We start from the raw sequence: 24,988 nt of genomic DNA, 5'->3' as shown, positions 1-24,988 counted from the left end.
CTTAAAACCTAAAAAATATGAAGAAGCTTTTAAAAATCATTGGTGGAATTATTGGAGTATTAGTGATTGCTGTAGCGGTCATATACTTCTTCTTTCCAAAGGTTCTTGTAGACCAAACCAATGCCAGTTATGCTCGTGCTGCCAGTCTTGAGAAAAAAACGATTGAAATAAATGGCTACACAGTTCATTTCTATGAAAGTGAAGGGGAAGATGATAAGCCAGGCTTTGTTCTTGTTCACGGGATGGGAGATGATAAAAGTAGTTTTTTACAAACGGCTAAATTTTTATCAGAAGATTATCATTTAATTCTACCCGATTTAGCGGGTCACGGTGAAAATGAAAGAAAAGAAGGACTTGATTACTCCATAGACGGACAAGCAACTTTTCTGAAGTCCTTTTTAGAAAAACTTGGCGTGAGTCAATTTAACCTTGTTGGTAACTCAATGGGCGGACATACCGCTGCTGCATATGCCATTAAATATCCTAATGACCTTAGCAATCTGATCTTACTAGATGCTGCGGGTATTAAAATAGATGACCACGTTGTGTATGGTGGTTTTGGTAAGAAGATTGAAAACAAAGAAGAATTGGAAGCTGTGCTTTCGCGCGTCTTTTATAAAGTGCCGGACCTCCCAAGTCCAATAGCAGATTATATGATTGAAACGGTTAACAACAGTAAAGATTTTGTTGATGGTTCTTTAATTCCTGCAATTAAAAACGGAAAATATTTCAATCTTAAAGATGATGTTCAATCCATTAAAGCAGCAACATTAGTATTACAGGGCAAACATGATGAAGTAGTAAGTTTTAACGTGGCTGAATACTACAGAGACCACATCCCCAATGCGAAGCTAGTAGTTATTGAAAACGCATCGCACTCTCCACAATTAGAAGTTCCGGAAGAAGTAGCTAATGATATTAAAAAATTCATTTCTAAAACTAAATAAATTATGGAAACAGATACAAAAATTGTTCACGCAGCTATCGTACAATATCACCGTTGGTATCTTTTTTATGAACGTGATTTTGAAAACAAACAGCGACTAGAAAATCAGTTAGAAATTTTAGCAGATGATATAAAAATGAAATCTGCAGCTGGAGAAATGCAAGGCAAAGAAAATTATCCTGAAAGATTAAAAGTTTATAAAGAATGGAAAAATGCGCATCATATTCAAAATATAGCAGTTAATAAATTAGAGGACGGTACTGTTAATTTAGAAGCTGATATTATATATCAAAATTTAAAGTCAGACGGTTCTAATGATAGTTATCCTTTGCATTACAGCACATTTTTAAAAGAGGTTCCTGGTGCACTTTTACCTGTATTTACAGAAATCAATATTAAGCCTTCTGGCGAGATTAAAGACCCAACGTTTGAGGATGCTTATCCAGAAAACCGAATGTTATCTCTTATGCACTACTGGCTCTTAAATATGGAACAGTTAGATGGTAATGTTGCGCCTTTTAAAGAGTTATTAGCAGAAGGTTTTAAACTTAATTTTTTAACAAATAGCGAACCTATTGTTACCATAAAGCAATTAGAACAATGGTTAAATGGTACACCAAAACAATTGAAGGAAAGCAGTCATTTCCCAGAGAACTTTACGGTAAAAGTAATTTCAGAAAATGAATATGAAGTCAAGGTAGATTTTGTTTGGAAAGGCATGACAAAAGAGGGTCAAAAATTAACTGCAACTACCGCGCACCATTGGATTGTACAGGATAATCCAAATGACAGGTTTGCAAAAATAAAAGAAGCTACAATCATTCAAAAAGTGCCACTTACTCCATTAAAATAAAAGATACTTCAATTATAAAGAACATTATTATGAAAAGTACAATAGTAAAATTTACAGCAAAACCAGAACACAAAGATACGTTTGCGTCAACGCTTAAAGAAGCACAAGCTGCAACCCAAAAAGAAGCTGGAAATAAAGAGATTAAAGTATTTGTATCTAAAGCAGAAGACAATGTGTTTTTTGTTTACGAACGTTGGGCAGACAAAGCTGCTATTTCATCTCACGATAACGAACCACACACCAAAAAGTTAGTGGAAGTAGGACAGATCGCCCTACAGTCGGCTCCTGATTTCTACTTTTTAGGCGATACAAATCAGCTTCCAGATCATTCTAAATCTGCAAATTCTGAAGATGAAGTATTTATAATTTTCTTCATTTTTAAACTAAGAACCGAATTTAGAGAAGCACTTATTGAACAGTTTGAAGATCACATTACCCACACAAGAAAAGAGGAAGAAGGCAACATCCTTTTTGATTTATATACAGTAGATAATCAAGAAGATACCCTAGCAGTTTACGAGCATTGGAGAAAAGAATCTGATATTTGGGACATTCACTTTAATCAACCTTATGCAGTAAAAACAGGCAAACTAATGGAAGAAGCTGTCATTGGTGACTTAAAGCAGTATATGAATTTCGTTACAGAAATTTAAGAGAAATCAATATTCAACTAAAGAGCACTATTATGAAAAAAGCAATTCTATTAGTTTCCTTGGCAATTTTAGCAAGCTGCGGAAATCAGGACAAAAAAGAAGCAGTTTCAACTACAGAAACTCAAAATCACGAACATCCGCATCCACACAACGTAGATGAAAACGGATTAGCACCACATACGGAAAACACCATTCATCAATATGCGCCAACGGTTGCATTGTTAAACAGTATATATGAAGGTGATTTTACGCCAGAACAAATGGTACAGCAAGGTAATATCGGTATTGGTACCGTAAATCACCTAGCAGGTGAGCTGGTTGCTGTAGATGGTGTCGTATATACTATTGATGCGGAAGGCGGAATTAAAGAGGCTCCAGAGAATTTAGAATCGCCTAATATGACGATGATAAATTTTCAACCCAAAAAAACGGTAACCGTTGAAAACATTACTTCATACGAAGCACTAAACGAAGAACTTCAAAAATACTCTACTTCTAAAAATAGTTTTTATGCCTACAGAATTAAAGGAGAGTTTGGATATCTAAAAATGGCATCGGCACATAAATTAGAAAATGAAGATGTTTCTCTATTTGAATATTTAGATACAAGGGTAATGTATACTAGAGATAATATTAAAGGAACTTTAGTAGGCTTATTTACGCCAGATTATATTGGAAACGTAGTGATACCGGGAATGCACTTTCACTTTTTATCTGAAGATATAACACTGGGAGGGCATTTAGAAGATATCAAGTTTGATAAACTTCATGTAGAAATTCAAGAAATAAACCAAGTAAAATTACAACTTCCTCAAACCGAAAAATTCAGAAACAAAACGTTAAAGCAGGGTGCTTCACCAAAAGCAACCGCAAAGCAAAACGGAAAATAAAATTCAACAGAAAAACGCACACTATGAAAGCAATAGTATTAGAAAAAGCAGGAGGACCAGAAAACCTTCACTTAGCAGAAGTAGCAAAACCAAGTATAAAAGATAACGAAGTATTAGTAGCGGTAAAGGCTATTTCATTAAACCCGGCAGATGTAAAACCAAAGTATCAAGATAAGATGCTGAATATGATGTACGGAGAAAAACGACCTGTAATTTTAGGCTGGGACATAGCAGGAACCGTTACAGAAGTCGGTGCTGATGTTACCAATATAAAGGTAGGCGACAAGGTCTTTGGTATGGTGAATTTTCCTGGGGTAGGTAACGCTTACGCGGAATTTGTTGCTGCGCCAGAAGCACATTTAGCTACAATGCCAGACGACGTCTCTTTTGAAGAAGCTGCAGCTACAACCTTAGCTGCTTTAACTGCACTGCAAATTTTGGAAGGAAGGATAAATAAAGGAAATAAAGTACTTATACAAGCAGGTTCTGGTGGTGTTGGTCATTTTGCTATTCAAATTGCAAAAGCAATGGGAGCTTTTGTGAATACTACTGCCTCGGCAAAAAACAGCGAATTTGTTACGTCTATTGGAGCAGATAACGCAATTGATTATCATACTCAGAAGTTTGAAGAAATTTTATCTGATATCGACTTTGTGCTAGATACGCAAGGTGGCGAAGTATTAGAAAATTCCGTAAAAGTCTTGAAAACTGGTGGTACAGCTTATACAACGTTAGGTATGGACATAGATGATGTAAAAGCGTCAGCCAAAAAGGAACACAAAACCGTTTCAGACATTTTAGTACACTCTAGTGCTGAAGATATGAACACCTTAAAAAAAATGCTAGAAAACGGTAGCATTAAACCAAACATTTACAAAACGTTTGCTTTTGAAGATATGGCTGCCGCCCATACTGAAGTTGAAAAAGGAAGAACAGTGGGTAAAGTAATCGTTAAACTATAAAGTTTTCCCAATTTTATTACATCCAATTCGTAAGATTGGGGCACTAGTTATTTCCTTTTATGTTAAATAAGAATTCTTTGTAGCTATTTAAAGACTTGTGAAACAGAAGGTTCGAAAGAATAAATGGGAAAAATATAATTTGACTTCGCCACTAATAAATAACTAATTAAATACTTAATTAAGCCATTTTTTTAAGACTGATGTAGATCATGCTCTTTACTTCTCTATAGGGATAATTTTGTCGTAGAAATCTTTGGAGCTGCTCTGTGTTTGTTAAAAAAAACACGAACAAAGTTCTTATTGAATTAACGTCAAAGCAGGATATACGGTGAATCTTTATTTATAAGTTAAGTATATAAAGTTTAACAGTATTACCATTTAGGAAAAATAGAATAGTTCAAATCACATTCAAACAGATTTATATAAGTCAATTAAATACCAACAAATGCCAAATAGTTTTAGACGAATACTCATGCTATGTATTTCTATGATAGCAGCAAATGCTTTTTCACAAAGTAAGGATCAAAAGAATATTTCAGATACGTTACTTGTAACACACAAAGATGTTCAAGACCCTATCAAAATTAAAAGTGAAAGAGCTGGTTTTAGAGCGTCTGGAAAGACAAAAAAAATAGCTCTTGATTTCATTGGTTATGTAAAACTAATTGGAGGTCTTGACTTAGGGAACATTCAGAATACAAGTGAATTTTATCCCAGTAAAATTCCAATTTACCCAACCTTGCGTGAAGAAAAACCACGTAGTTTTTTAGATGCTAGACAAACGCGGCTAGCTGTAGATGGTGAGTACGAAATATCCGATTCAAACAAAATGCACCTTTATGTAGAGATTGATTTTTTCAATACAGAAGCGGAAACCAGTTTTGTTCCTCATTTAAGACATGCGTATGGGGAATACAAAGGATTTTTAATAGGGCAAACATGGAGTACCATGAAAAACGGAGCAGCTTTTCCTGTACAAGTAGATTTTGAAGGGCCTAATAGTATTACTGGTCCAAGAAACCCCATGGTTAGATATACGCATGTTATTAACAATAAATATTCATATGCCGTAGCTATGGAAACTCATAGTGAAGATTATACTCCTTTTGATACAAATCCGGATGATACCATGGCGTATCTCTATGTACCTGATTTAATTGGTTACATACAAAAAGGAGGAGCATGGGGAAATCTTAGAATCAGTGGTATTTTAAAAAACATGTCCTACACAAATGCAAATTCTAGTGCTATTAAAAGTATGACTGGTGGAGGTGCAGAAATTTCTGGTATTATTAAATTTTTTAATCGAAATGAAATGAATGATGATGTTAGGTTCGGGTACACATATGGATTAGGAATTGCATATTATATAAATGATTTGAGAGGACAGGGTTTGGATGCTGCTCCTAATGAGAATGGTGAAATGACTTCAATTCCCGCAATGGGAGGATTTTTGGCATACAAACATTCATGGAGTAAAACAGCTACATCCAGTGCTGTATTTAGCTTTACAAGTATTGATAATTCAGACTACACTAATGATGAAATGTATGATTTTTCATCCTATGGAGCTGTTAATTATATATGGTCTCCTATAGATAGAATAGATTATGGTGTAGAACTCATTTATGGAAAAAATCAAAATAAATTAGGAGATAATGGCATTGGGTATCGCGCTCAGTTTATGGCTATCTATCATCTTTAATCTAGAATAACTAATCAATATAAAATTATGGATATTATTTACGATCAACTTAGAAACTTCCCTTATTTCACGCTATTTCTAGCGATTGCAATAGGCTTTTTTGTAGGAAAATTCAAAATTGGAAAATTCTCACTTGGTGGTGTTGGAGGTACGTTAATTGCCGCAGTAATTCTCGGCCAAGTCGGTGGAATTGAAATTAGCGATGAAGTAAAAAGTCTTTTTTTCGCTTTATTTATTTTTATGGTAGGGTATTTAGGTGGTCCGCAATTCTTCGCTTCCTTAAAAATATCATCCCTTAAATATTTATTAGCAGCATTCTTAATGACCGCTATGGGACTTCTTGCCGTTCTAGGACTGGCTATTTGGTTTGGCTTAGATAAAGGCATGGCCGCCGGTTTAGCTGCTGGAGGTTTAACACAATCTGCAATAATTGGTACGGCAGGAGAAGCCATAGATAAATTAGGGTTAGCAGTAGATGTATCCAAAAATTTAAAAATGAATGTTGCCGTTGGTTACTCCATCACTTATATTTTTGGTTCTATTGGGCCCATATTAATGGTTTCCATTATTCCAATCGTCATGAAATGGGATATTAGGGCTGAAGCAAAAAAATTAGCTATAAAGTTAGGTGGTAGTAAAGAATTGGAAGAAGGTGAATTTGATCCTATTAAAAGAATTGATACTCGGGTATATAAAATTTTAAAAACGTCTAAATTTTTAAACAAAAGTGTTCTTGAATTTGAAACAGAATTCAATTCTAACTTAACGGTTGAACTTATTATAAATAATAAAAAGAATACGGAACCTAGTGCCAGTACAATAATTAATGAAGACGACATTTTATTCGTTACGGGTTTAATTACCGCATTTTCAAAAGTAGGATTCAACATCGGAGAAGAAATCTCAGAATTTGGGCCAAATATTGACTTAACAGAAGAAGTAAGACACGTAATCGCAACCAATAAAAAACTAACAGGTTTAACGCTAGAACAGGTCTTGAAGAAATTGGATATAGATAAAAGACATGGAGTTTATATTAAATCCATTACTAGAATGTCTCACCAATTGCCAGTTTTAGATAAAACGGAAATCCATAAAGGGGATGAAATTGAATTGGTTGGTAAGAAAAAGGACTTGGATAGAATTGAGAAAGAAATTGGATACAAGCCACCATCAATTAAAACCACAGATTTTGTTGTCCTTGGATTGGGAATGGTAGTGGGGTATTTAATTGGCCAAATTGGTTTCGAAATAAATGGGACATCACTTGCATTGGGTGCGGGTCTGGGCTGTTTGGTTTCAGGTTTGCTAATTGGGTTTTTAAAAACCAAATATCCAAAACTAGGTGGAATAAATGTGGGAGCGGCCAATTTTATTCAAACAATTGGTTTGGCCGTATTTGTGGGTATTGTAGGTTTAAATGCAGGAGCACCTGCATTTCAAGCCATCTTGAAAAGTGGCGTAACCTTGTTTCTTTTAGGGATTTTGGTAACTATGCTACCTATGATCGTGCAATTCGTAATTAATTATTATGTACTTAAAATCAAAAACCCTGTCGAAGCATTGGGAGTACTTACGGGTAGTAGAAGTTCTAATCCAGGATTTTCTGCTCTATTGGACAAAACCAAAAATGCAACACCTGTGCCCACATTTACCATGACCTATGCTGTTGCAAATATATTTTTAACATTATGGGGTCCAGTTATTATAGCGTTAATTCCGTAGAACATTCAAAAATAAGAATATGAAAAAACAAGAAGAAGTAGAATTAAACACGTTGAGTCCTTTTGAAGTAAAAGATACATTAATAAAATTAGCAAAATCAAATCACCAGCATTCAATGATTAATGCAGGTAGAGGTAACCCTAACTGGATCGCTACAAAACCTAGAGATGCCTTTTTTCAACTAGGTCTCTTTGGCTTAGAAGAAAGTAAAAGACAATTTCAGAATTTAGATGGTTTTGGAGGTATTACAGATAAAGACGGTATTACCAAAAGGTTTCAAGCCTATTTAGCCTTAAACAAGAATGTAATAGGGTTGCGTTATCTGAACGATTTATTTCAGTTTGCAGTAGAAAATTATAGTGAGGATTCAGACGATTTAATGTTTGAATGGGTCAATGGTATTATAGGAAACAATTATCCTGAACCAGGAAGAATGTTAAAGAATGCTGAAACGATCACTCATGCTTATTTAATGAAGGAAATGAGTGCTGGAAATACAACTCCAGAATCAAAATACGATATTTTTGCAACAGAAGGAGGCACAGCTGCCATGGTATACATTTTCAATTCATTGAAAGAAAACAAGTTCTTAAAAGCTGGAGATACCATTGCAATTGGTACACCAATATTTACGCCGTATTTCGAAATGCCCGTATTAAATGATTATAAATTAAATCTGGTTCTTATCAATGCTGACGAGAACAATAATTGGCAGATTCCAGACGCTGAAATCGATAAACTAAAAGATCCCAATATAAAGGCATTCTTTTTAGTTAACCCGAGTAATCCTCCTTCAGTTAAATTGAGTGATGAAACCTTGGATAAAATTGCAAAAATTGCAAAAGATAGAAAAGACTTAATCTTGCTAACAGATGATGTTTACGGCTCTTTTACAGAGAACTTTACATCATTAGCAATCAAAGCACCAGAGAACACGATTTTGGTGTATTCCTTTTCAAAATATTTTGGTGCTACAGGTTGGAGACTTGGAGTAATAGCGCTTAATGAAAATAATATTTTTGATAAAATGCTTGCCAAGCTACCAGAGGAAGATAAAATAGAATTGCGAGCGCGTTATGAAACAATTTCTTTAAATCCTGATGGTATAAAAATGATAGATCGTTTTATTGCAGACAGTCGTAGTGTTGCTTTAAATCACACAGCTGGTTTATCTACGCCTCAACAAATTCAAATGACGCTATTTTCTTTAGCGACTTTGATAGATACAGAAGGCAAGTATAAAACAGCTGTAAAAAAATTGGTTAGAAATAGATATGACAAGTTATATAAAGATTTACCTGGCACCCCATTAATTTCTGCTGATAATAAAAACGCTGCATATTATTACTCTTTAGTTGATTTCTTAAATTTAGCAAAAGATAAATACAGTGAAGAATTTAGTACATGGGTTGGTGAAAATTACAATGCTTTAGATCCAGTAATACGTTTGGCTGAAGAAGAATCTATTGTAGCCATGCCAGGAGGTGGTTTTGATGGGCCTGATTGGACTATAAGATTCTCACTTGCCAATTCTTATGCTGAAGACTTTGAGAAAATTAGCATCCTCATAAATGATATCCTTGATGAATATTATTACGCTTATCAAGGAAAATAGGCGTATTTTAATTGTAATGGCATAAAACATTATGGGAAAGTACTATTTTATAAATTATTTAAAAACTAGAGTTTAGGGCGGTTTAATGGATTATTGTATGTAATTTTTTTAAAGCTGTGCATTGGTTGGTTGTCCCAAAAGAACCAAGCGAATATCCGTTCAAAGCATTGGATTTATAATAGAAAAGTATAGTTTGTTTGTTAACCTGCATGTTGTGGTTGGTGTAAAAATCAATTGCAACATGCAGGTTTTTTATTTTTAATTAGTTTTCAAACCAAAGTGAATTTTGGTTAAGTATTATTTATTTGACGTTTGATACTTGATTTTGTGCATTCTACACAAAATGAGGACAAGTCTAAAATGAATTATAGTATCTTTTAAAGATGTTTTCAACCAAAAAAACACGATATAAAGATTTTACCCATTTAAAGTTCTTTCTTGTTTTTATTTTAAATTTAATAGTTTATTTAAACTCTCTAAACACAAATTTTTCCTTAATAAAATCACCTAAAAAGTTTTTGTCTCAAATAGTGAACTTGCTATTGTTTGTGATTCCTTTTAATACTATTTTTTCACAAGAAAGAGATCCTATCATTAAATATTACACTTTAGAAGATGGTCTTTCACAAGTTTCATCGAATGATCTTCTGTTAGACAACTCAGGTTTTATTTGGATAGCCACTCAAGATGGGTTAAACAAATTTGATGGAAATAAATTTGAACATTACAAATACAGCGAACAAGATTCATTAACGCTTTCTGGCAACCTTATTAATAAACTACTTGAAGATGTATCAGGCAAAATTTGGGTAGGAACAATTGGTAATGGATTAAATTATTATGACCCTGTTTTAGAAGTTTTTCATCGCATTAAATTAAAGGAATCTTCTGAAGAAAATGAGATCATTTCCGGTATTGCAGAGGACAAAGAAAATGCTATTTGGATAGCTTCACGATTAACGGGACTTTACAAATTAAGTTCAACTCATAACAAGGATTTTTTGCAAGAGCGATACTTAGAAGGGAAATCGGTGTCAGGTATCTTTATTGATACTACAAATATGTTATGGGTAGGAGAAAATAATGGAAACGTTTATTGTCTAGATCCAACGGAAGCAAAAATAGCTGATCCTATACCTATTTTTGAAATTCAAGGAAATGTTCAAGCATTTTATAAAACTAAAAATCAGGTATTAGTTGGTGGCGACTTTGGTTTTTATAGTTATGATATTGAAAATAAAAAGCTCAAATTAATAGCACTTAACAAAGCTGATGAATTACCTACGAAACATGTTTTGTCTTTTTTAAAAAATGACGAAAGTAGTGTGTGGATAGGGAGCGGTAATGGAATTTATCTTTTTGATTGGGTGCATCATAAAATTCTCAAAAGAATTTTATATTCTGAAGATAAAAAAAATGGTCTCAGTAATGGGACTGTTCAAACCTTATTGAAAATATCAGAAAATCAAATGTTAGTGGGTACAGCCAATTATCCAAATCTAATTGATTTAGGAGAACCTTATTTTAAAAATATTTCAAAAAACCTTAAAGGAGACCATTTACTAAATGACAATGTTATTTTTTCCATATTTAAGGATCAGGAAGATTTATGGATAGGTACCTCTGATGGTGGTTTAAATTTAATAAGAAAAGGAAAAACATATTACTTTAAGTATACTCAAAATAAACCCAATGGGTTTTCCGGTACCGTTGTCAGGGCTATTGTAAAAGATAGTATTCATCAGCGGTTATGGTTGGCAACCACACGAGGACTAAATATGATTAACCTTAAAAATTTTGATCCAGACAATCCAAAATTTTCAGTTTTTCATCATGATCCTTTAGATGATAATTCCATCAATGGAGATTTTCTAAAAGATATAGCTCTTGACAAGAATAATAATCTTTGGGGAGCAACCTATGGACATGGTGTTTTTCGTTTGGAATTTAATAATGAAAACGAGTATAAAATCATCAGATATAAAAATACTCCTTCAACTAAAAATTCTCTAAATAATGACTTTGCGGATTGTATTCAAGTAGATAAAAAGAATACGGTTTGGATTGGCACGCAATCTGGGTTATCTGAGCTTAGTTTTAGCAGCCCAGCCTACGAAAAACCAGTATTTAATAATTTTTCTAAAATAGAGAATGACGAAAATTCTTTGGTACACAATTCAGTCTACGACATTCTAATTGATAAAAAGGAGCGTATTTGGTTGGGTACAAGAAATGGATTTAGTCAATACTTGGGAAATCGAAAGTTCAAATCATGGACGCAACAAAAACAATTTAGTAATGGCGTTGTATACAGCATTCAAGACGATGGTTATGGAAGACTATGGATGGGAACTAATGATGGGTTGGTGCGCTATGATCCTGAAAAAAATAATTTTAAACAGTTTGGAATAGAAGATGGAATTCAGAGTAAAGAATTTGATATACATGCAAGATTCGCTGATTCGGAGGGCTTAATTTACCTAGGAGGAATTGGAGGAGTAACTTATTTTCATCCTGATGACCTAGAACAAATTGATACCCCTCAATACTTGTATTTCTCGGAGTTACAGGTAAAAGGGAGTAAGGTGAAGGTGAGTAAAGATGATAAATCAATTTTAAAGCAATCATTGCAGAAAACCAAAAACCTAGAATTCAAACACAACCAATTTCCTTTTTTTCTTCGATTCTCGTCTATTGATTACCGGCTTAATAAAAATGTGGAATATGGATATAAATTATTACCAACGGATACGGAATGGATCTTTTTAAAAGAACCCGAAATTCAGTTTTTAAATCTTCCAACGGGTAGTTATACTATAGAAATAACTGGTTTTTCTCGGGGGGAAGAATGGGACCAGGAGCCACTAAAAATGAACTTAACTATTTTACCTCCTTGGTGGGCAACATGGTGGTCCTATATGGTATACATAATCACAGCGGCAACATTGGGTTATTATTTTTATCGTTTTAAGCTTTCAAGAAAATTAGCTGTAGCAGAAAGTATTAGATTAAAAGAAGTTAGCAGTTTAAAAAGTAGTCTGTATACGAGTATTACGCATGAATTTAGAACACCACTTACCGTAATTTTAGGAATGACCCAAAATTTAAAAAAGAATACCAAAAATAAGATTTCAGTCTCTGATGAATATTCATTGTCAATGATAGAAAGAAATGGAGAAAGTTTATTAAAAATGGTGAATGAAATGTTAGACTTGGCAAAACTAGAAAATGGTGCAATGGAGCTTAATTTAGTACAGATTGATAGTATTCCGTTTATTAAATACCTCTGTGAAAGCTTTCATTCACTTGCAGCCTCAAAAGAAATAAGTTTAATAGTGTATGCTGAGATTGATGCCCTAGAAATGGATATTGATGTGAATAAAGTAGCTTCAATTGTTTCCAATCTTCTTTCAAATGCTATAAAGTTTACAAATACTACGGGTAAAGTTATTGTTCATCTTAACAGAATAATTCAAAAAGAGACTGCCTATCTAGTTCTGAAAATACAAGATAATGGACTTGGTTTGGCAGAAGCCGATATCGTTCATTTGTTTGATCGATTCTACCAAGTAGGAGGTTCTTCTGTTGGTCAACAAAAAGGAACAGGAATAGGACTTTCTTTGTGTAAAGAATTTATTATACTCATGAAAGGTACTATCCGAGTAGAAAGTAGTTTAGGAAAAGGAAGCACATTTATCGTACATATTCCTGTGACCAATAACGCAGTAAAAACAGAAGAAACGGTACTATCTTCAAACCTTACTTTAAAAACAACACCTCCTGAAGTTAAAAAAGAACTTACATATAAAGCTGCCCCTTCTAAATTACCTCTTGTGCTCATTATTGAAGATAATGTGGATGTAGCCCATTACCTAAAAACTTGTCTTGTTGAAAAATATCAAACGATACATGCATTGGATGGTGTTGAGGGTATTAAAATGGCTTTTGAGAATATTCCAGACATTATAATATCAGATGTGATGATGCCTAGCAAAGATGGTTATGAAGTTTGTACTACATTAAAAGCTGACGAGCGTACAGATCATATCCCCATTATACTGCTAACAGCTAAAGTAACTACCGAGGATCGATTAGCGGGTCTTTCGTATGGCGCAGATGCCTATTTGGCGAAACCCTTTAGCGAGAAAGAATTATTCATCCGATTAGATCAATTGGTTTTAGTACGCAAGAAATTAATTGATAAAATTCAAAAAGACGGACTTATCAATGTTTTAGGACGTCGTGAAAGCCCAGAAACAAAATTTCTTCAGAAGGTCATACAATTTATACAGGACGATATTAGTAACTCTGCTTTCGGTTCGGCAGAACTTGCCCATAAATTACATTTAAGCGAGTCACAGATTTACAGAAAATTAAAAGCTATTACCGATAAATCTACAGCGGTATTTATCCGTTCCGTTCGTTTGCAAAGAGCCAAAGAACTAATTAAAACTACAGATAAAACTATTTCAGAGATTGCATATGATACTGGTTTTAACGATCCTTCTTGGTTTAGCAGGGCTTTTAAGGAGGAATTTGGATTTGCACCTAGTGATTTTTGTAAGTAACTGTTATTTAGTTATTTGATTAAATGTAAAGCAATTCTTTGCAAGAATAGTGAACGTTTTTTATTTTCAATTCATAATTACTTCTAGGAATGGAGAAAATGGTGAAAATCGTTTTTAGGTAAACGTAATATCATTGTATCATAATCATTATAAAACAATATAATTATGAAAACTACAATGAAATTTTTTACTTATGGCTTCTTATTTTTCGCACTAATAGCAAGCTCTTGCTCCAAAGATGGAGATACAGGTCTCACGGGTCCACAAGGTACTTCTGGAACGGATGGTATAGACGGGTTAAATGGAACCGATGGTATAGATGGTTCGGATGGAGTGGATGGAGTGGATGGGAATGCCAATGTTCAGTTACTTGAATTTGAGGCAAGAACCTTCACAGGAACAACATCATTTCTTATGCCAGGCATTACCGGAAATGATTTAGATAACAATTTGTTCTTAGGTTATTATGCTAGAATATTTTTTCAGACGAGTGAAAGCGGTGGACTTCTTGAAGTTACACAGTGGATTCCTGTTCCGGGATTAAGTCATAACGGAGATTTTGAAACAAATGTGGTTATCGAAGGCGCTTCAACTTCATTTGATTCTAATTATATGGTAAGTGTTTACGATCTTGATGGTAATCTTCGTACGACAACTACTACGTTTACTAAGTTCAAAATTTTCATAGTACCACCCTCTTCTATATCAGGAAAAAACAGTAGATCTCAGCTTTCTGGAATGTCATATAAAGCGTTAATGGATCATCTCGGGTTATTAGATTAGTAGTCTTATCTGGTAATTACAACATTACTTTAGAACTAAAATAATATTCTGGAAGGCATATATTTTTCCAGAATACTATTTATTTAAATACCATTTTTTACCCATTCACAAATACTGCTAATAATTGCACATATAGTGAAAGTGCTTAGAACGAAAAGTACCTAAAATTGTAGTATTCCTCCCTAACAAAATATAAAACAATAATTAGAAACAATCCTTTGCGTATGAATGATGTAACCTCATACCTATTTAAAAAATTAAAGCTTCAAGTTACATTTTGCTGTAGTTTGATGGCTATTGTACTGATAATTGCTCTTGTATTTTATTTTGATACAGAGGTGCATGCAAAAGCTCCAAAAGAGAGATTGGAAATAAAACTTCATCCTATTGAAACAATATATGATGTATCACAATTAGCAAATACAGTTGAGAATGATGCTGTAAAATACGGGTATGAACTTTTTATAAATACACCCAAATTTATAGGGCCAAACAATGGAAACCAAAATAATGTATATGCGGGTAATCGCTTAGCCTGTAATAATTGTCATTTACAAGCGGGCACGAAATTATATGCAGCGCCTTTAATTGGTATACTAAATAGATTTCCCCAGTATAGAGGAAGAGAAGATAAGATCGGTACTATTGAAGAACGGATTAATGGCTGTATGGAGCGCAGCATGAATGGCAAAGTGTTGCCGATTAAAGGGAATGAAATGAAGGCTTTTGTTTCCTATTTAGAATGGCTAAGTAGATTAGCTCCTGAAGATGGAAATATTAAAGGACAAGGATTTGTATCTATTCATATACCTAACCGAAAAGTTGATTTACAAAACGGAAAGCAAATTTTTAAGTCTACCTGCGTTACATGTCACGGTATAAATGGAGAAGGAGAAATGAAGTCAGATCTTCTTACCTATAAATACCCGCCATTATGGGGAGCAGATTCTTATAATAATGGAGCAGGCATGAATCGAGTGATTACTGCTGCTCAATTCATAAAAGCAAACATGCCTTTTGGGACAACCTATGAAGCTCCTGTACTTACAGACGAGGAGGCATATGATGTAGCAGGCTTTATCAATCAACAAAAAAGGCCTTTTAAACTTAATAGTGAGAAAGATTTTCCCGATCTAATAAGAAAACCGGTATCTACCCCTTATCCACCCTATGCAGATTCCTTTCCAATTCATCAACATCAACTGGGACCATTTCTACCTATACTGGAATTTTATAAACGAGAATACAACATAATTAAATCTAAATAAATAATGTAATATGGAAACACAAAACACAAAACACAAAATCAAGAAGAAGTTTTATGGGTGCAATGATGCTTGGTGCTACGGCAAGCACGCTATCATTATTTACCAATACGATGTATGCCAAACTACCTTCTTTTGATGAAGAAAAAATGGAAGAAGCAGACGAGTGGTTTAAAAAAATTAAAGGAACACACCGTATTGTCTATGATGGCTCTAAACCACATGCAGGATTCCCTGTTATTTGGAACTGGGCTTTTTATTTATCTAACAATGAGACAGGCTCTACCGACGATGACATTACGGCGATGACCGTATTGAGACATGATGCGATCCCATTTGCGCTAAATTCTGCATTATGGAAAAAGTATAAGCTAGGGGAGGTATTTAATATAACGGATAATTCCACTAAAAAACCGGCATTACGAAATCTATATTATGAACCTCAAGAAGGCGATTTTCCAATGCCGGTAATACAAGGTATAAAAGATTTGCAGGGACGTGGTGCATTATTTTGCGTATGTAATCTTGCCATATCTGTATATAGCGGAGTTTTGGCTCAAAAAATGAGTTTAGATGCTTCTGAAGTTTATAAGGAATGGATTGCTGCTGTTCAGCCAGGAATACAAATAGTACCTTCTGGTGTATGGGCATTAGGCAGAGCACAAGAAAATGGCTGCGGATATATTTTTGCAGGAGAATAATAATTTAGATACAATACTTATGAAAACAATTATAATATTTTTAATGGCGTGCCTATTTTGCACCCTAACTTTTGCTCAAGAACAACCTGTGAAAATTGTTTTTGATATTACAAGTAGCGATGCCAATGTTCAAGAAGCAGCAGTTAAACATGTTAAGATGATGGCAACTGCTTATCCAGACTCCATGTTTGAGCTGGTTATGTATAGTGGTGCCTATGATATGGTAGTTGCCAATACCTCTTTAGTTTTTGAACAAATGACAGCGTTAGCAACAATTAAGAATGTAGATTTAGTCGTATGCCAGGCATCTTTAAACCGGCATAAAATAATTGCTGCCGATATAATTTCAGGAGTTAGGGCAGTCCCAGATGGAATCCTGGAAATTATTGAGAAGCAAAATAGTGGATGGGGTTACATCAAAGAAGCTAACTAATTACTATTTTAAGCTATAGCACACGAAATGGATATCACTCATTTTTTCGGTTATTTAGGCGCTTTATTGGTTGGTTTAATATTAGGGGCAATGGGGGGTGGTGGTTCTATTTTCACGATCCCTATTTTAACCTATTTGTTTCATATAAGTCCTACTATAACAACTGCGTATTCTTTATTTGTGGTAGGTATTTCTGCTTCTGTCGGTGTCTTAAAAAATTTAAAAAGAGGACTTGTGGCGTATAAAACAGCGGTTGTATTTGCTATCCCAGCTATTGTAGCGGTATATTTTGCTCGTAAATATATTTTAGCAATAATTCCGGTAGAGGTAGTTACGCTTCATGAGATTGTTGTGACCAAAGATATGGCCCTTATGCTATTTTTTGCTGTGGTTATGCTTTTATCGTCTGTTTTAATGTTACAAAGAAATACGGTAATACTTCACGATAAAAAACCTCGAGACAATAATTATATAAAAATAGTAGTAACGGGTTTTTCTATTGGTTTGGTCACAGGTATCATTGGTATAGGAGGTGGCTTTTTAATCATTCCCGTATTGGTTTTTTTATTAAAAATACCAATGAAAAAAGCCGTAGCAACTTCTTTATTTATCATAGCCATAAAATCATTGATTGGATTTTTAGGAGATGTAAGTAATTTAAACATAAACTGGACTTTTCTTATACCATTTACAACGGTATCAATTTTAGGAATATTCTTAGGGATTTATCTATCCAGTTTTGTGAAAGGTGAAAAACTTAAAAGATATTTTGGATGGATGGTATTAGTAATGTCTGTTGGTGTACTATGGAAAGAGTTTTATCGTTCATAAATCTAATTTAGTAACCATGGCTAATTTTACAGAATTTTTGGCAGTGAGAACAACCAAAAGCCCTGCAAAGATTAAAGAAAAGGGACTTACCAGTCAATCAAAGTTGAAGACTTATTGTTTTAAATCAACGCATACATGAGTCAAAAAAGCCGCCATACTTTTTGCTCATGGTTCCAAATCTGAAGGATGTATCCCTACTGATTCCAATAATAAAATGAATATTGAAATTTTTAAACCAAATCATTCTTGATGAGCTAAAACAAATCGCCATAGCACAAACGCATGATCTTTGGTTTCATAGTGATGGTGCCTATGGTACTTCTGTCGCGATAGTACCTAAATTGAAAAATCTTTTAGGGGGGACTCGAAGAAGCAGATTCCATTGTAGTAGGTGCTCTTGCAGGTTATGGTACGATGTCTGCCTGTGCGGCAGGAGAACTTTGTGCGCAATACATCACGAAACAAGATGCGTTGCCAAGCTATGCTTCGTACTTTCATCCACTACGATATGAAAGCACTAAAATGTTAGCAAAAATTGAAGAATTACAAGTAGACGGACAATTATAATTATCAGCCAAAATTAAGGATGATTATACATTAAGGATTCGAAGAAATTTAAAAAAGCATAATACACGTTGAGGTATGGTTTAAAACGGATTGTATTCAAGATTACGTTTAATTCAGGAAGTACGCCGATTGGTATGATTTTTTAATGAAATCAAAAAAAGATAGCTTTTATAGTTGCTGAAAAATCTAAAAAAGTAGCCTACGAATAATTAAACTTATGGCTATTCTGAAGACTAGAAACCCGCTTCAAAAGGTTTTATTTATAATTATTAGGACCTACGAACGAAACCCCCGATAATGAATTTAGATCGGGGCGTTTAAATAACAATTTTAAGACATTTTTTTTAGCTCCTTAATGCTCCCCGTAACCCACATCATCCATTTTACCTTTAAAAACTTTGTATTGGATCACCATATAGATGGCTACAAGCACGATTGCAATAACAAACCAATAAACACCTACCGAAAGACCATATTCGTGCGCAGCGACGTTGTAAATGGTTAAACTAGGGTTTATATCATTCGTTGATGGCAATACTTTTGGGAAAATTGAAGCTACCGTTGTGGTTAATCCTCCAAATAAGAATATGGTAGAAAATAAAAATCCTAATCCATCTTTTTTAAATTTTTTGACATTAAATAGCCCAAACAATCCAACAAAAGTGAGCAGAGGGAAAATCCATAGCCAAGGAATTTTTAAGAAATTTTGAAAAGGTTTTGGTTCTATAACATGCCAAACAGATAAGGAGATAATGACCAAAGCAAGCAATACAAAATTCAGCCTAAAAATAACCGTTTTTAATTTTTCATTAAGATCAGAATTCGTTTTGAAAACGATCCAATTTGCCCCGTGAATGGTTAAGGAAACTACACCGATTATACCTAATAAGACTGTAAACCAATCAAGGATTCCTAAATGCTCTGCTTGTGGGCTAAATGTAGGATTCCATAGCGGCAGAAAAAAGTAATGTGCTTCTTGTGTTGAAACACCTTCCGTAACAATACCCAAGTTAACACCACGAACAATATTTCCTAGAGCAACCCCAAAAAATAAAGCTAAAAGTAGACTAGCTATTCCAAAGGCTTTATCCCAAATAGCTTCCCACATGGCATTATGTACCTGTCCTCTGAGTTCTAATCCTATTGCTCTAAAAATTAATAACCATAAAATCATAATTAGCGGCAAGTAAAATCCGCTAAAAGAAGAGGCGTATAGCGTAGGGAAGGCAAAGAATAAAACACCTCCAGTGGCAATTAGCCACACTTCATTAGCATCCCAAAAAGGACCAATAGAATTTGTAATTGCTTTTTTGTCTTTCTCTGTTTTAGCAAAGAACAAATGGACAATACCAGCTCCAAAATCATATCCATCTAGGATAACATAAACAGCAAGCATGGTCATTAAAACGATATACCAAAATAATTCCATAATTAGTGTTTTATAAGTTGAGGTCCTTTATTAATTATTTTACCAGCCAAAATTAAAAATAGTAGTCCAAGTAATAGATATAGGCCTACAAATCCTAAAAGTGTAAAGAGTGTGTTTCCTGCAGAGACGGTTGGAGAAGCTCCAGCGCTTGTTCTAAGTAAGTTAAACACCAACCACGGTTGTCTCCCTAATTCTGCGGTATACCAACCCATAGTATTGGCAATATAGGGGAACGGTAGAAGAAAGACCAAGGACCAGAGAATCCATTTTGTTTTGTATAATCTCTTTCTAATTAATTGAACAATAGCAAAAAACAATAATCCAATAAAAATTGTACCTAAACCTACCATGATATGATAGGCATAATAAAGACCCGGTATGTTGGTTGGGTGTACAGATTCATCAAATTCATTTAACCCTTTTATTTGCGCATCCCACTTTTGGTAGGTAAGAAAACTCAAGATGTTAGGTACTGCAATTTTGTTGTCTAATTTTTTCTCCACAATATTAGGTTGACCAATTAAAACAATTTCAGAGCCTCCTTCTTCGGTTTCAAAAATACCTTCCATTGCAGCGAAAGTTGCAGGTTGATATTTCACCACATTTTTTGCAGCTAAATCTCCTGTAGGTACAGCAACTAAAACACTAGAAATAAAACCGAAAATTACTCCAGTTTTGACAAATAGCTTACCAAAAGCATGATGTTTATCATTTAATAAATAAAAGGCACCAATAGCCGCAACTACAAATGAAGCGGTAACTAGAGAAGCTAATTGATTGTGAAAATAGGAAGGGAGCAACCACGGGTTGGAAAATAATGCACCAAAATTAGTCAACACAAATTTTCCGTTTTCTAAAATTTCAAAACCAACGGGGTGTTGCATCCATGAATGTGTAGCGATAATTAGATATCCACTGGCCCAAGAGCCCAAGAACACTAGAAATCCTGTTACAAAATGTAGTTTGTGACCTAATAATTTTTCTCCAAAAATAAATAAGCCTAAGAATGAAGATTCTAAAAAGAAAGAGAACATTCCTTCCATGGCAAGTGTTTGCCCAATAATACCTCCGGTAAGTTCAGAGAATTTAGCCCAATTGGTTCCAAATTGAAACTCCATAGGTATTCCGGTAACCACTCCCATTGCAAAATTTAAGGCAAAGATCTTCATCCAAAATTTAGCAGCATCATTATACATTTCTATCTTGTTATATAGAAATTTTCCTTTGTAATACACAATAAGGAGTGATAATCCCATGGTTAATTGTGGGAATAAATAATGAAAAGTAATTGTAAAGGCAAATTGAATTCTATCGTAGAAAAGCATGTCTTCCATAAACTATAATTTTAAAGATGGCGTATGATGCTACAAAAATAACCATGAAAGTGTTTTTATAAGGTAACATTAGTTACATAATTATTTTATTTAACGTATTTATAGATTCTATTATCTTCTGTAACTTTTGTTACCAAATTCTTCCTTAGAATTCAGTATTTTTAGAAGCTTAAAGTTTGATGTGTTACCATGGAAAGAAGAAAGTTTATTAGTAGGTCATCTTTAGCAACCTTGACAGGGATTTTAGGAATGGATATTGTCTTTGGAAATTTGCTTCCAGATAATTACACCCCTTTAGAAATACAAGAAACAGATCCTTTTAAGTTGTTTAAATTAAATAAGGATATGCTTGTGCTAAATGATAAACCATGGAACATAGAAGCACAGGCGCATGTATTAGATGATAAGGTTACACCGAACACTGCGATGTTTATTCGGAATAATGGAAAAATTCCGGAAGCCATAGATGTAAATACATGGACATTAACTTTTGATGGAGAATCCATCAACCAAAAGAAAACATATACCTTAAGTGAGCTCAAAACTAAATTTAAGCACTATACCTATCAGCTTACCTTAGAGTGTGGAGGAAATGGGAGAAGCGAGTTTAACCCGCCAGCGAAAGGCAATCAGTGGACTATCGGAGCAGTTTCTTCTGCGAAATGGACGGGAATTCGTTTAAAAGATATTTTGGCTGAGGTAGGTGTAAAATCTGACGCAGTATATATTGGATACCATGCCGCAGATACCCATTTGAGTGGTGACCCTAGTAAAGAACCTATTTCACGTGGAGTGCCCATCGCAAAAGCTTTACAAGAGGAAACTATCTTGGCTTTTCAAATGAATGGTGAAGATATTCCGGTAGCTCATGGATATCCTTTGCGACTTATAGCTGGTGGATATCCTGCTTCTGCTTCGGGAAAATGGTTGAATAGAATTAGTGTTCGGAATATAATACATGACGGAGAGAAAATGACAGGAATGTCATATAAAGTGCCAAAAAATCCTGTGGCACCAGGAGTGGAGGTAAAAGAAGAAGATATGCGTATTATAGAATCTATGCCCGTAAAATCTTTGGTAACTTATCCTAAATCTGGAGCTACTTTTGGCATAGCTAAAAGTTTAGAAATTAGAGGTCATGCTTGGGCGGGTGAATTAAATGTTTCTAAAGTTGAATATTCTATCGATTTTGGAAGTACATGGAACACGTCTTCCTTAGAAAAGGAAGTAAACCGATTTGCATGGCAGCATTTTTCCGCTAAAATAAAATTTCCGAAAAAAGGATATTATGAAGTTTGGGCAAAAGCAACCGATAGTAATGGTCACTCACAACCCATGCTTGTTCCAGGGTGGAATCCGAAAGGCTATTTAAATAATGCATGTCATAGAATTGCCGTAAAAGTTGTTTAAATGGGAGTAGAGGAAAAATTTAAACAAAGTGTTAAGGGTATTCATAAAGTATTAGCAATTCTACTGATAGGTTTTATAGGCGTACTTGTAATTCTGTTTTTTACAATTAAGGATGCGGCTACAACTACGACCAATGCTCCAGTTATATCTCCTGATTATGTTGAGATACCCGTCAATGAAGAAGATTTAGACAAGATAGAAAATGGCATTCATGTGCGAACAGGTTTTGTAGAAGGTGAAGGTTTGATGTTGGTAGTGCAAAATTGTACCAGTTGTCATTCGGCTAAATTAGTGACACAAAATAGAATGTCGAAAGAAAAATGGTTGGCAACAATTCGATGGATGCAAGAAACTCAGAATTTATGGGATTTAGGAGTAAATGAAGAACCTATTTTAAATTATTTAAGTACCAACTATGCGCCTAATCAAATAGGACGTAGAGCTAATTTAACAAATATAGATTGGTATAAACTAGAAGAATAGAGCGATTAGAATGAAAGAATATGTTGATGTTTTTATAAATGCGTTTATGGGCGCCGTGAATTGGACTTGGAAATCCATCATTTTTGAAGTGCCTTGGTATACTAATTATTTTTGGGGGTTAATTTTGATTTCCTTAATAGTATGGGGTTTAGAAATTGCATTTCCTTGGCGAAAAAATCAGTCTATTTTCAGAAAAGATTTTTGGTTAGATGGTTTCTATATGTTTTTCAATTTCTTTCTTTTTGTTATTGCAATAAGTGGTTTTTATAAATTATTAGAAAAGTTTTTTTCCCAATTAGGAATTAGTGAATCTAGTCTTACACTAATCGATTTTTCTTCTTGGCCTTCTTGGGCGCAATTGGTAATTTTCTTTATCATCTTAGACTTTGTCCAGTGGTTTACGCATACATTGCTTCATAAATATGAATTTTTATGGAATTTTCATAAAGTTCACCATAGTGTAAAAGAGATGGGTTTTGCTGCGCATTTAAGATATCATTGGATGGAAAATATAGTATACAAACCTTTAAAAACGTTTGGAGTGATGATCTTGGGTGGCTTTGAGCCAGAACAAGCTTATATTGTGCATTTTATAGCAATAACAATAGGGCACTTTAATCATTCTAATATAAAAATAACTTGGGGTCCTTTGAAGTATATTTTAAACAATCCAGTAATGCATTTATATCATCATGCATATGATTTACCCAAAGGTACCTATGGCGTAAACTTTGGTATAAGCTTAAGCATTTGGGATTATATCTTTAGAACAAATTATATCCCAGAAGATAGTGGTACAATTGAATTAGGATTTCATGGAGATGATAAGTTTCCAAAGGATTTTATACATCAGAATATGGAAGGTTTTAGAGGTTCTAAAAAACAATAAAAAATCCTTTGGTTTTAAAACCAAAGGATTTTTTATTAGAGCTACTATTATTGTATTATTGTTCCTTAAAGTTGATACTCCAAATACCGCGTACTTCATTTGTTCCATAGCCTAAAGCCATATCTTTTGGATAAAGGCTTCTAATTACCGCAAGTGTTTCTGGATTTACTTCTTTTTCTGTTCCGTGACATTGCAGACACATTGCATTGGTTATAATTGGATAATAAAATTCAACCGTATCGTCCCTATTTTCTTTAACAAGAGGAATAGGGGTAATGCCATTGACGATATCTTGTTTAAAAGATTTAATATATTCCAATTCGGCCGCATTTGCTTTATTCGCTTGGTTTCTAGGTTTATCAGAGACTCTTTTGATGATTGCGTTATGTTTCAACGCCATACTATCAGTAATTGGATATGCTTGAATATTACAGAATTTTAAAGCTGCCAAAGTTCCTTTTTTCTGTATAGTGCCTACCAATTGTTTTCCTAAAGCTTGTTGTGTTGTATGGGCATACTCTAAGCCTATAGCTTCCAGATTTTTTTGGTTTTGAGTAGTCTTTTGCGTCGCGTTTTCAACCGCAGGAATCTGCCTAGTGGTGTTGGTTTTAGTTTCTGAATCTTTACAACCAACTAAAACCAACAAAAGTAAAGAGGGGATTATAAATTTCATTATGATGAGATTTTACCTGTAGCACAACTTACGAACGATTTTGCTTTTGAAGCAAATGAATTATCTTCATCTATAGATGGGTATCCAATGGCTTTGAGCTTATCTTTAACTCTTAAAACGTCTTCGTTATTTTTAGTAGAGAATGATATAATAGAATTTTCTATATCGATCTCAATACTTGAAATATTTTCTATTTCCGAAATTTTGTTCTTAATTGTATTGGCGCAACCACCACATTTTAAATTCTGAACGGTAATTGAATTTTGCATAGTT

General features: G+C 34.1%; 22 protein-coding genes. 18 read left to right on the top strand and 4 right to left on the bottom strand.

The window, feature by feature from the left end:
- The first annotated feature begins 17 nt into the window (after window positions 1-17).
- From GQR94_RS22140 to GQR94_RS22070, 15 genes are all read left to right on the top strand, one after another.
- The gene (locus GQR94_RS22140; RefSeq protein ID WP_158979324.1) at window positions 18-947 is read left to right on the top strand and encodes an alpha/beta fold hydrolase; all 930 of its coding nucleotides are present in this window, start codon (window positions 18-20) and stop codon (window positions 945-947) included.
- Between the two features lie 3 nt (window positions 948-950).
- Window positions 951-1,799: a hypothetical protein gene (locus GQR94_RS22135; protein WP_158979321.1), complete on the top strand. Its 849-nt coding sequence runs from the start codon at window positions 951-953 to the stop codon at window positions 1,797-1,799.
- Between the two features lie 29 nt (window positions 1,800-1,828).
- On the top strand, window positions 1,829-2,452 hold the full coding sequence (locus GQR94_RS22130) for a putative quinol monooxygenase (RefSeq protein ID WP_158979319.1): 624 nt from the start codon (window positions 1,829-1,831) through the stop codon (window positions 2,450-2,452).
- 32 nt (window positions 2,453-2,484) lie between these two features.
- Complete coding sequence (gene budA, locus GQR94_RS22125) at window positions 2,485-3,342, top strand: acetolactate decarboxylase (RefSeq protein ID WP_158979317.1); 858 nt, start codon at window positions 2,485-2,487, stop codon at window positions 3,340-3,342.
- 23 nt (window positions 3,343-3,365) lie between these two features.
- Complete coding sequence (locus GQR94_RS22120) at window positions 3,366-4,304, top strand: NADP-dependent oxidoreductase (RefSeq protein WP_158979315.1); 939 nt, start codon at window positions 3,366-3,368, stop codon at window positions 4,302-4,304.
- Window positions 4,305-4,749: 445 nt separating this feature from the next.
- Window positions 4,750-6,009 (top strand): DcaP family trimeric outer membrane transporter, encoded by a 1,260-nt coding sequence (locus GQR94_RS22115; protein WP_158979313.1) that lies wholly within the window; start codon window positions 4,750-4,752, stop codon window positions 6,007-6,009.
- A 27-nt stretch (window positions 6,010-6,036) separates the two neighbouring features.
- Window positions 6,037-7,734, top strand: a complete 1,698-nt coding sequence (aspT, locus tag GQR94_RS22110; protein ID WP_158979311.1) for an aspartate-alanine antiporter — start codon at window positions 6,037-6,039, stop codon at window positions 7,732-7,734.
- Between the two features lie 19 nt (window positions 7,735-7,753).
- Complete coding sequence (locus tag GQR94_RS22105) at window positions 7,754-9,349, top strand: bifunctional aspartate transaminase/aspartate 4-decarboxylase (protein WP_158979309.1); 1,596 nt, start codon at window positions 7,754-7,756, stop codon at window positions 9,347-9,349.
- 518 nt (window positions 9,350-9,867) lie between these two features.
- Window positions 9,868-13,917, top strand: coding sequence for a hybrid sensor histidine kinase/response regulator transcription factor (locus tag GQR94_RS22100; protein WP_158979307.1), 4,050 nt, complete (start codon window positions 9,868-9,870; stop codon window positions 13,915-13,917).
- A gap of 165 nt (window positions 13,918-14,082) precedes the next feature.
- Window positions 14,083-14,700 carry a hypothetical protein gene (locus GQR94_RS22095; protein WP_158979305.1) on the top strand — a complete coding sequence of 206 codons (618 nt, stop codon included), beginning with the start codon at window positions 14,083-14,085 and terminating at the stop codon, window positions 14,698-14,700.
- A gap of 224 nt (window positions 14,701-14,924) precedes the next feature.
- On the top strand, window positions 14,925-15,968 hold the full coding sequence (locus GQR94_RS22090; RefSeq protein WP_233268552.1) for a c-type cytochrome: 1,044 nt from the start codon (window positions 14,925-14,927) through the stop codon (window positions 15,966-15,968).
- A gap of 53 nt (window positions 15,969-16,021) precedes the next feature.
- Window positions 16,022-16,666, top strand: a complete 645-nt coding sequence (locus GQR94_RS22085) for a Tat (twin-arginine translocation) pathway signal sequence containing protein (RefSeq protein ID WP_158979303.1) — start codon at window positions 16,022-16,024, stop codon at window positions 16,664-16,666.
- 19 nt (window positions 16,667-16,685) lie between these two features.
- The gene (locus GQR94_RS22080; protein WP_158979301.1) at window positions 16,686-17,099 is read left to right on the top strand and encodes a DsrE family protein; all 414 of its coding nucleotides are present in this window, start codon (window positions 16,686-16,688) and stop codon (window positions 17,097-17,099) included.
- 27 nt (window positions 17,100-17,126) lie between these two features.
- Window positions 17,127-17,930 carry a sulfite exporter TauE/SafE family protein gene (locus GQR94_RS22075; RefSeq protein WP_158979299.1) on the top strand — a complete coding sequence of 268 codons (804 nt, stop codon included), beginning with the start codon at window positions 17,127-17,129 and terminating at the stop codon, window positions 17,928-17,930.
- A gap of 414 nt (window positions 17,931-18,344) precedes the next feature.
- Entirely contained in the window at window positions 18,345-18,497 is a 153-nt protein-coding gene (locus GQR94_RS22070) for a hypothetical protein (RefSeq protein WP_158979297.1), read from the top strand.
- Between the two features lie 352 nt (window positions 18,498-18,849).
- On the opposite strand, the gene cydB is transcribed toward GQR94_RS22070, so the two are convergent.
- Together cydB and GQR94_RS22060 are read right to left on the bottom strand one after the other, a co-directional pair.
- Window positions 18,850-19,926, bottom strand: coding sequence for a cytochrome d ubiquinol oxidase subunit II (cydB, locus tag GQR94_RS22065; protein ID WP_158979295.1), 1,077 nt, complete (start codon window positions 19,924-19,926; stop codon window positions 18,850-18,852).
- Window positions 19,927-19,928: 2 nt separating this feature from the next.
- Window positions 19,929-21,260, bottom strand: coding sequence for a cytochrome ubiquinol oxidase subunit I (locus GQR94_RS22060; protein ID WP_158979293.1), 1,332 nt, complete (start codon window positions 21,258-21,260; stop codon window positions 19,929-19,931).
- Between the two features lie 189 nt (window positions 21,261-21,449).
- On the opposite strand from GQR94_RS22060, the gene GQR94_RS22055 reads away from it, so the two are divergent.
- Genes GQR94_RS22055 through GQR94_RS22045 form a run of 3 tightly spaced genes read left to right on the top strand, consistent with a single transcriptional unit; the run spans window position 21,450 to window position 24,042 of the window.
- The gene (locus GQR94_RS22055; protein WP_158979291.1) at window positions 21,450-22,670 is read left to right on the top strand and encodes a sulfite oxidase; all 1,221 of its coding nucleotides are present in this window, start codon (window positions 21,450-21,452) and stop codon (window positions 22,668-22,670) included.
- Entirely contained in the window at window positions 22,671-23,153 is a 483-nt protein-coding gene (locus GQR94_RS22050; protein WP_158979289.1) for a monoheme cytochrome C, read from the top strand.
- A gap of 10 nt (window positions 23,154-23,163) precedes the next feature.
- Window positions 23,164-24,042 carry a sterol desaturase family protein gene (locus GQR94_RS22045; protein ID WP_158979287.1) on the top strand — a complete coding sequence of 293 codons (879 nt, stop codon included), beginning with the start codon at window positions 23,164-23,166 and terminating at the stop codon, window positions 24,040-24,042.
- 55 nt (window positions 24,043-24,097) lie between these two features.
- Here GQR94_RS22045 and GQR94_RS22040 read toward each other — a convergent pair whose 3' ends face one another.
- Entirely contained in the window at window positions 24,098-24,715 is a 618-nt protein-coding gene (locus GQR94_RS22040) for a DUF3365 domain-containing protein (protein ID WP_158979285.1), read from the bottom strand.
- Window positions 24,715-24,984, bottom strand: a complete 270-nt coding sequence (locus tag GQR94_RS22035; RefSeq protein WP_158979283.1) for a heavy metal-associated domain-containing protein — start codon at window positions 24,982-24,984, stop codon at window positions 24,715-24,717. Before GQR94_RS22035 ends, GQR94_RS22040 begins: the two co-directional genes overlap by 1 nt.
- Window positions 24,985-24,988 lie beyond the last annotated feature (4 nt).

Source organism: Cellulophaga sp. L1A9, assembly GCF_009797025.1.
Classification (GTDB): domain Bacteria; phylum Bacteroidota; class Bacteroidia; order Flavobacteriales; family Flavobacteriaceae; genus Cellulophaga.
This window is presented reverse-complemented; position numbering and strand designations above follow the sequence as displayed.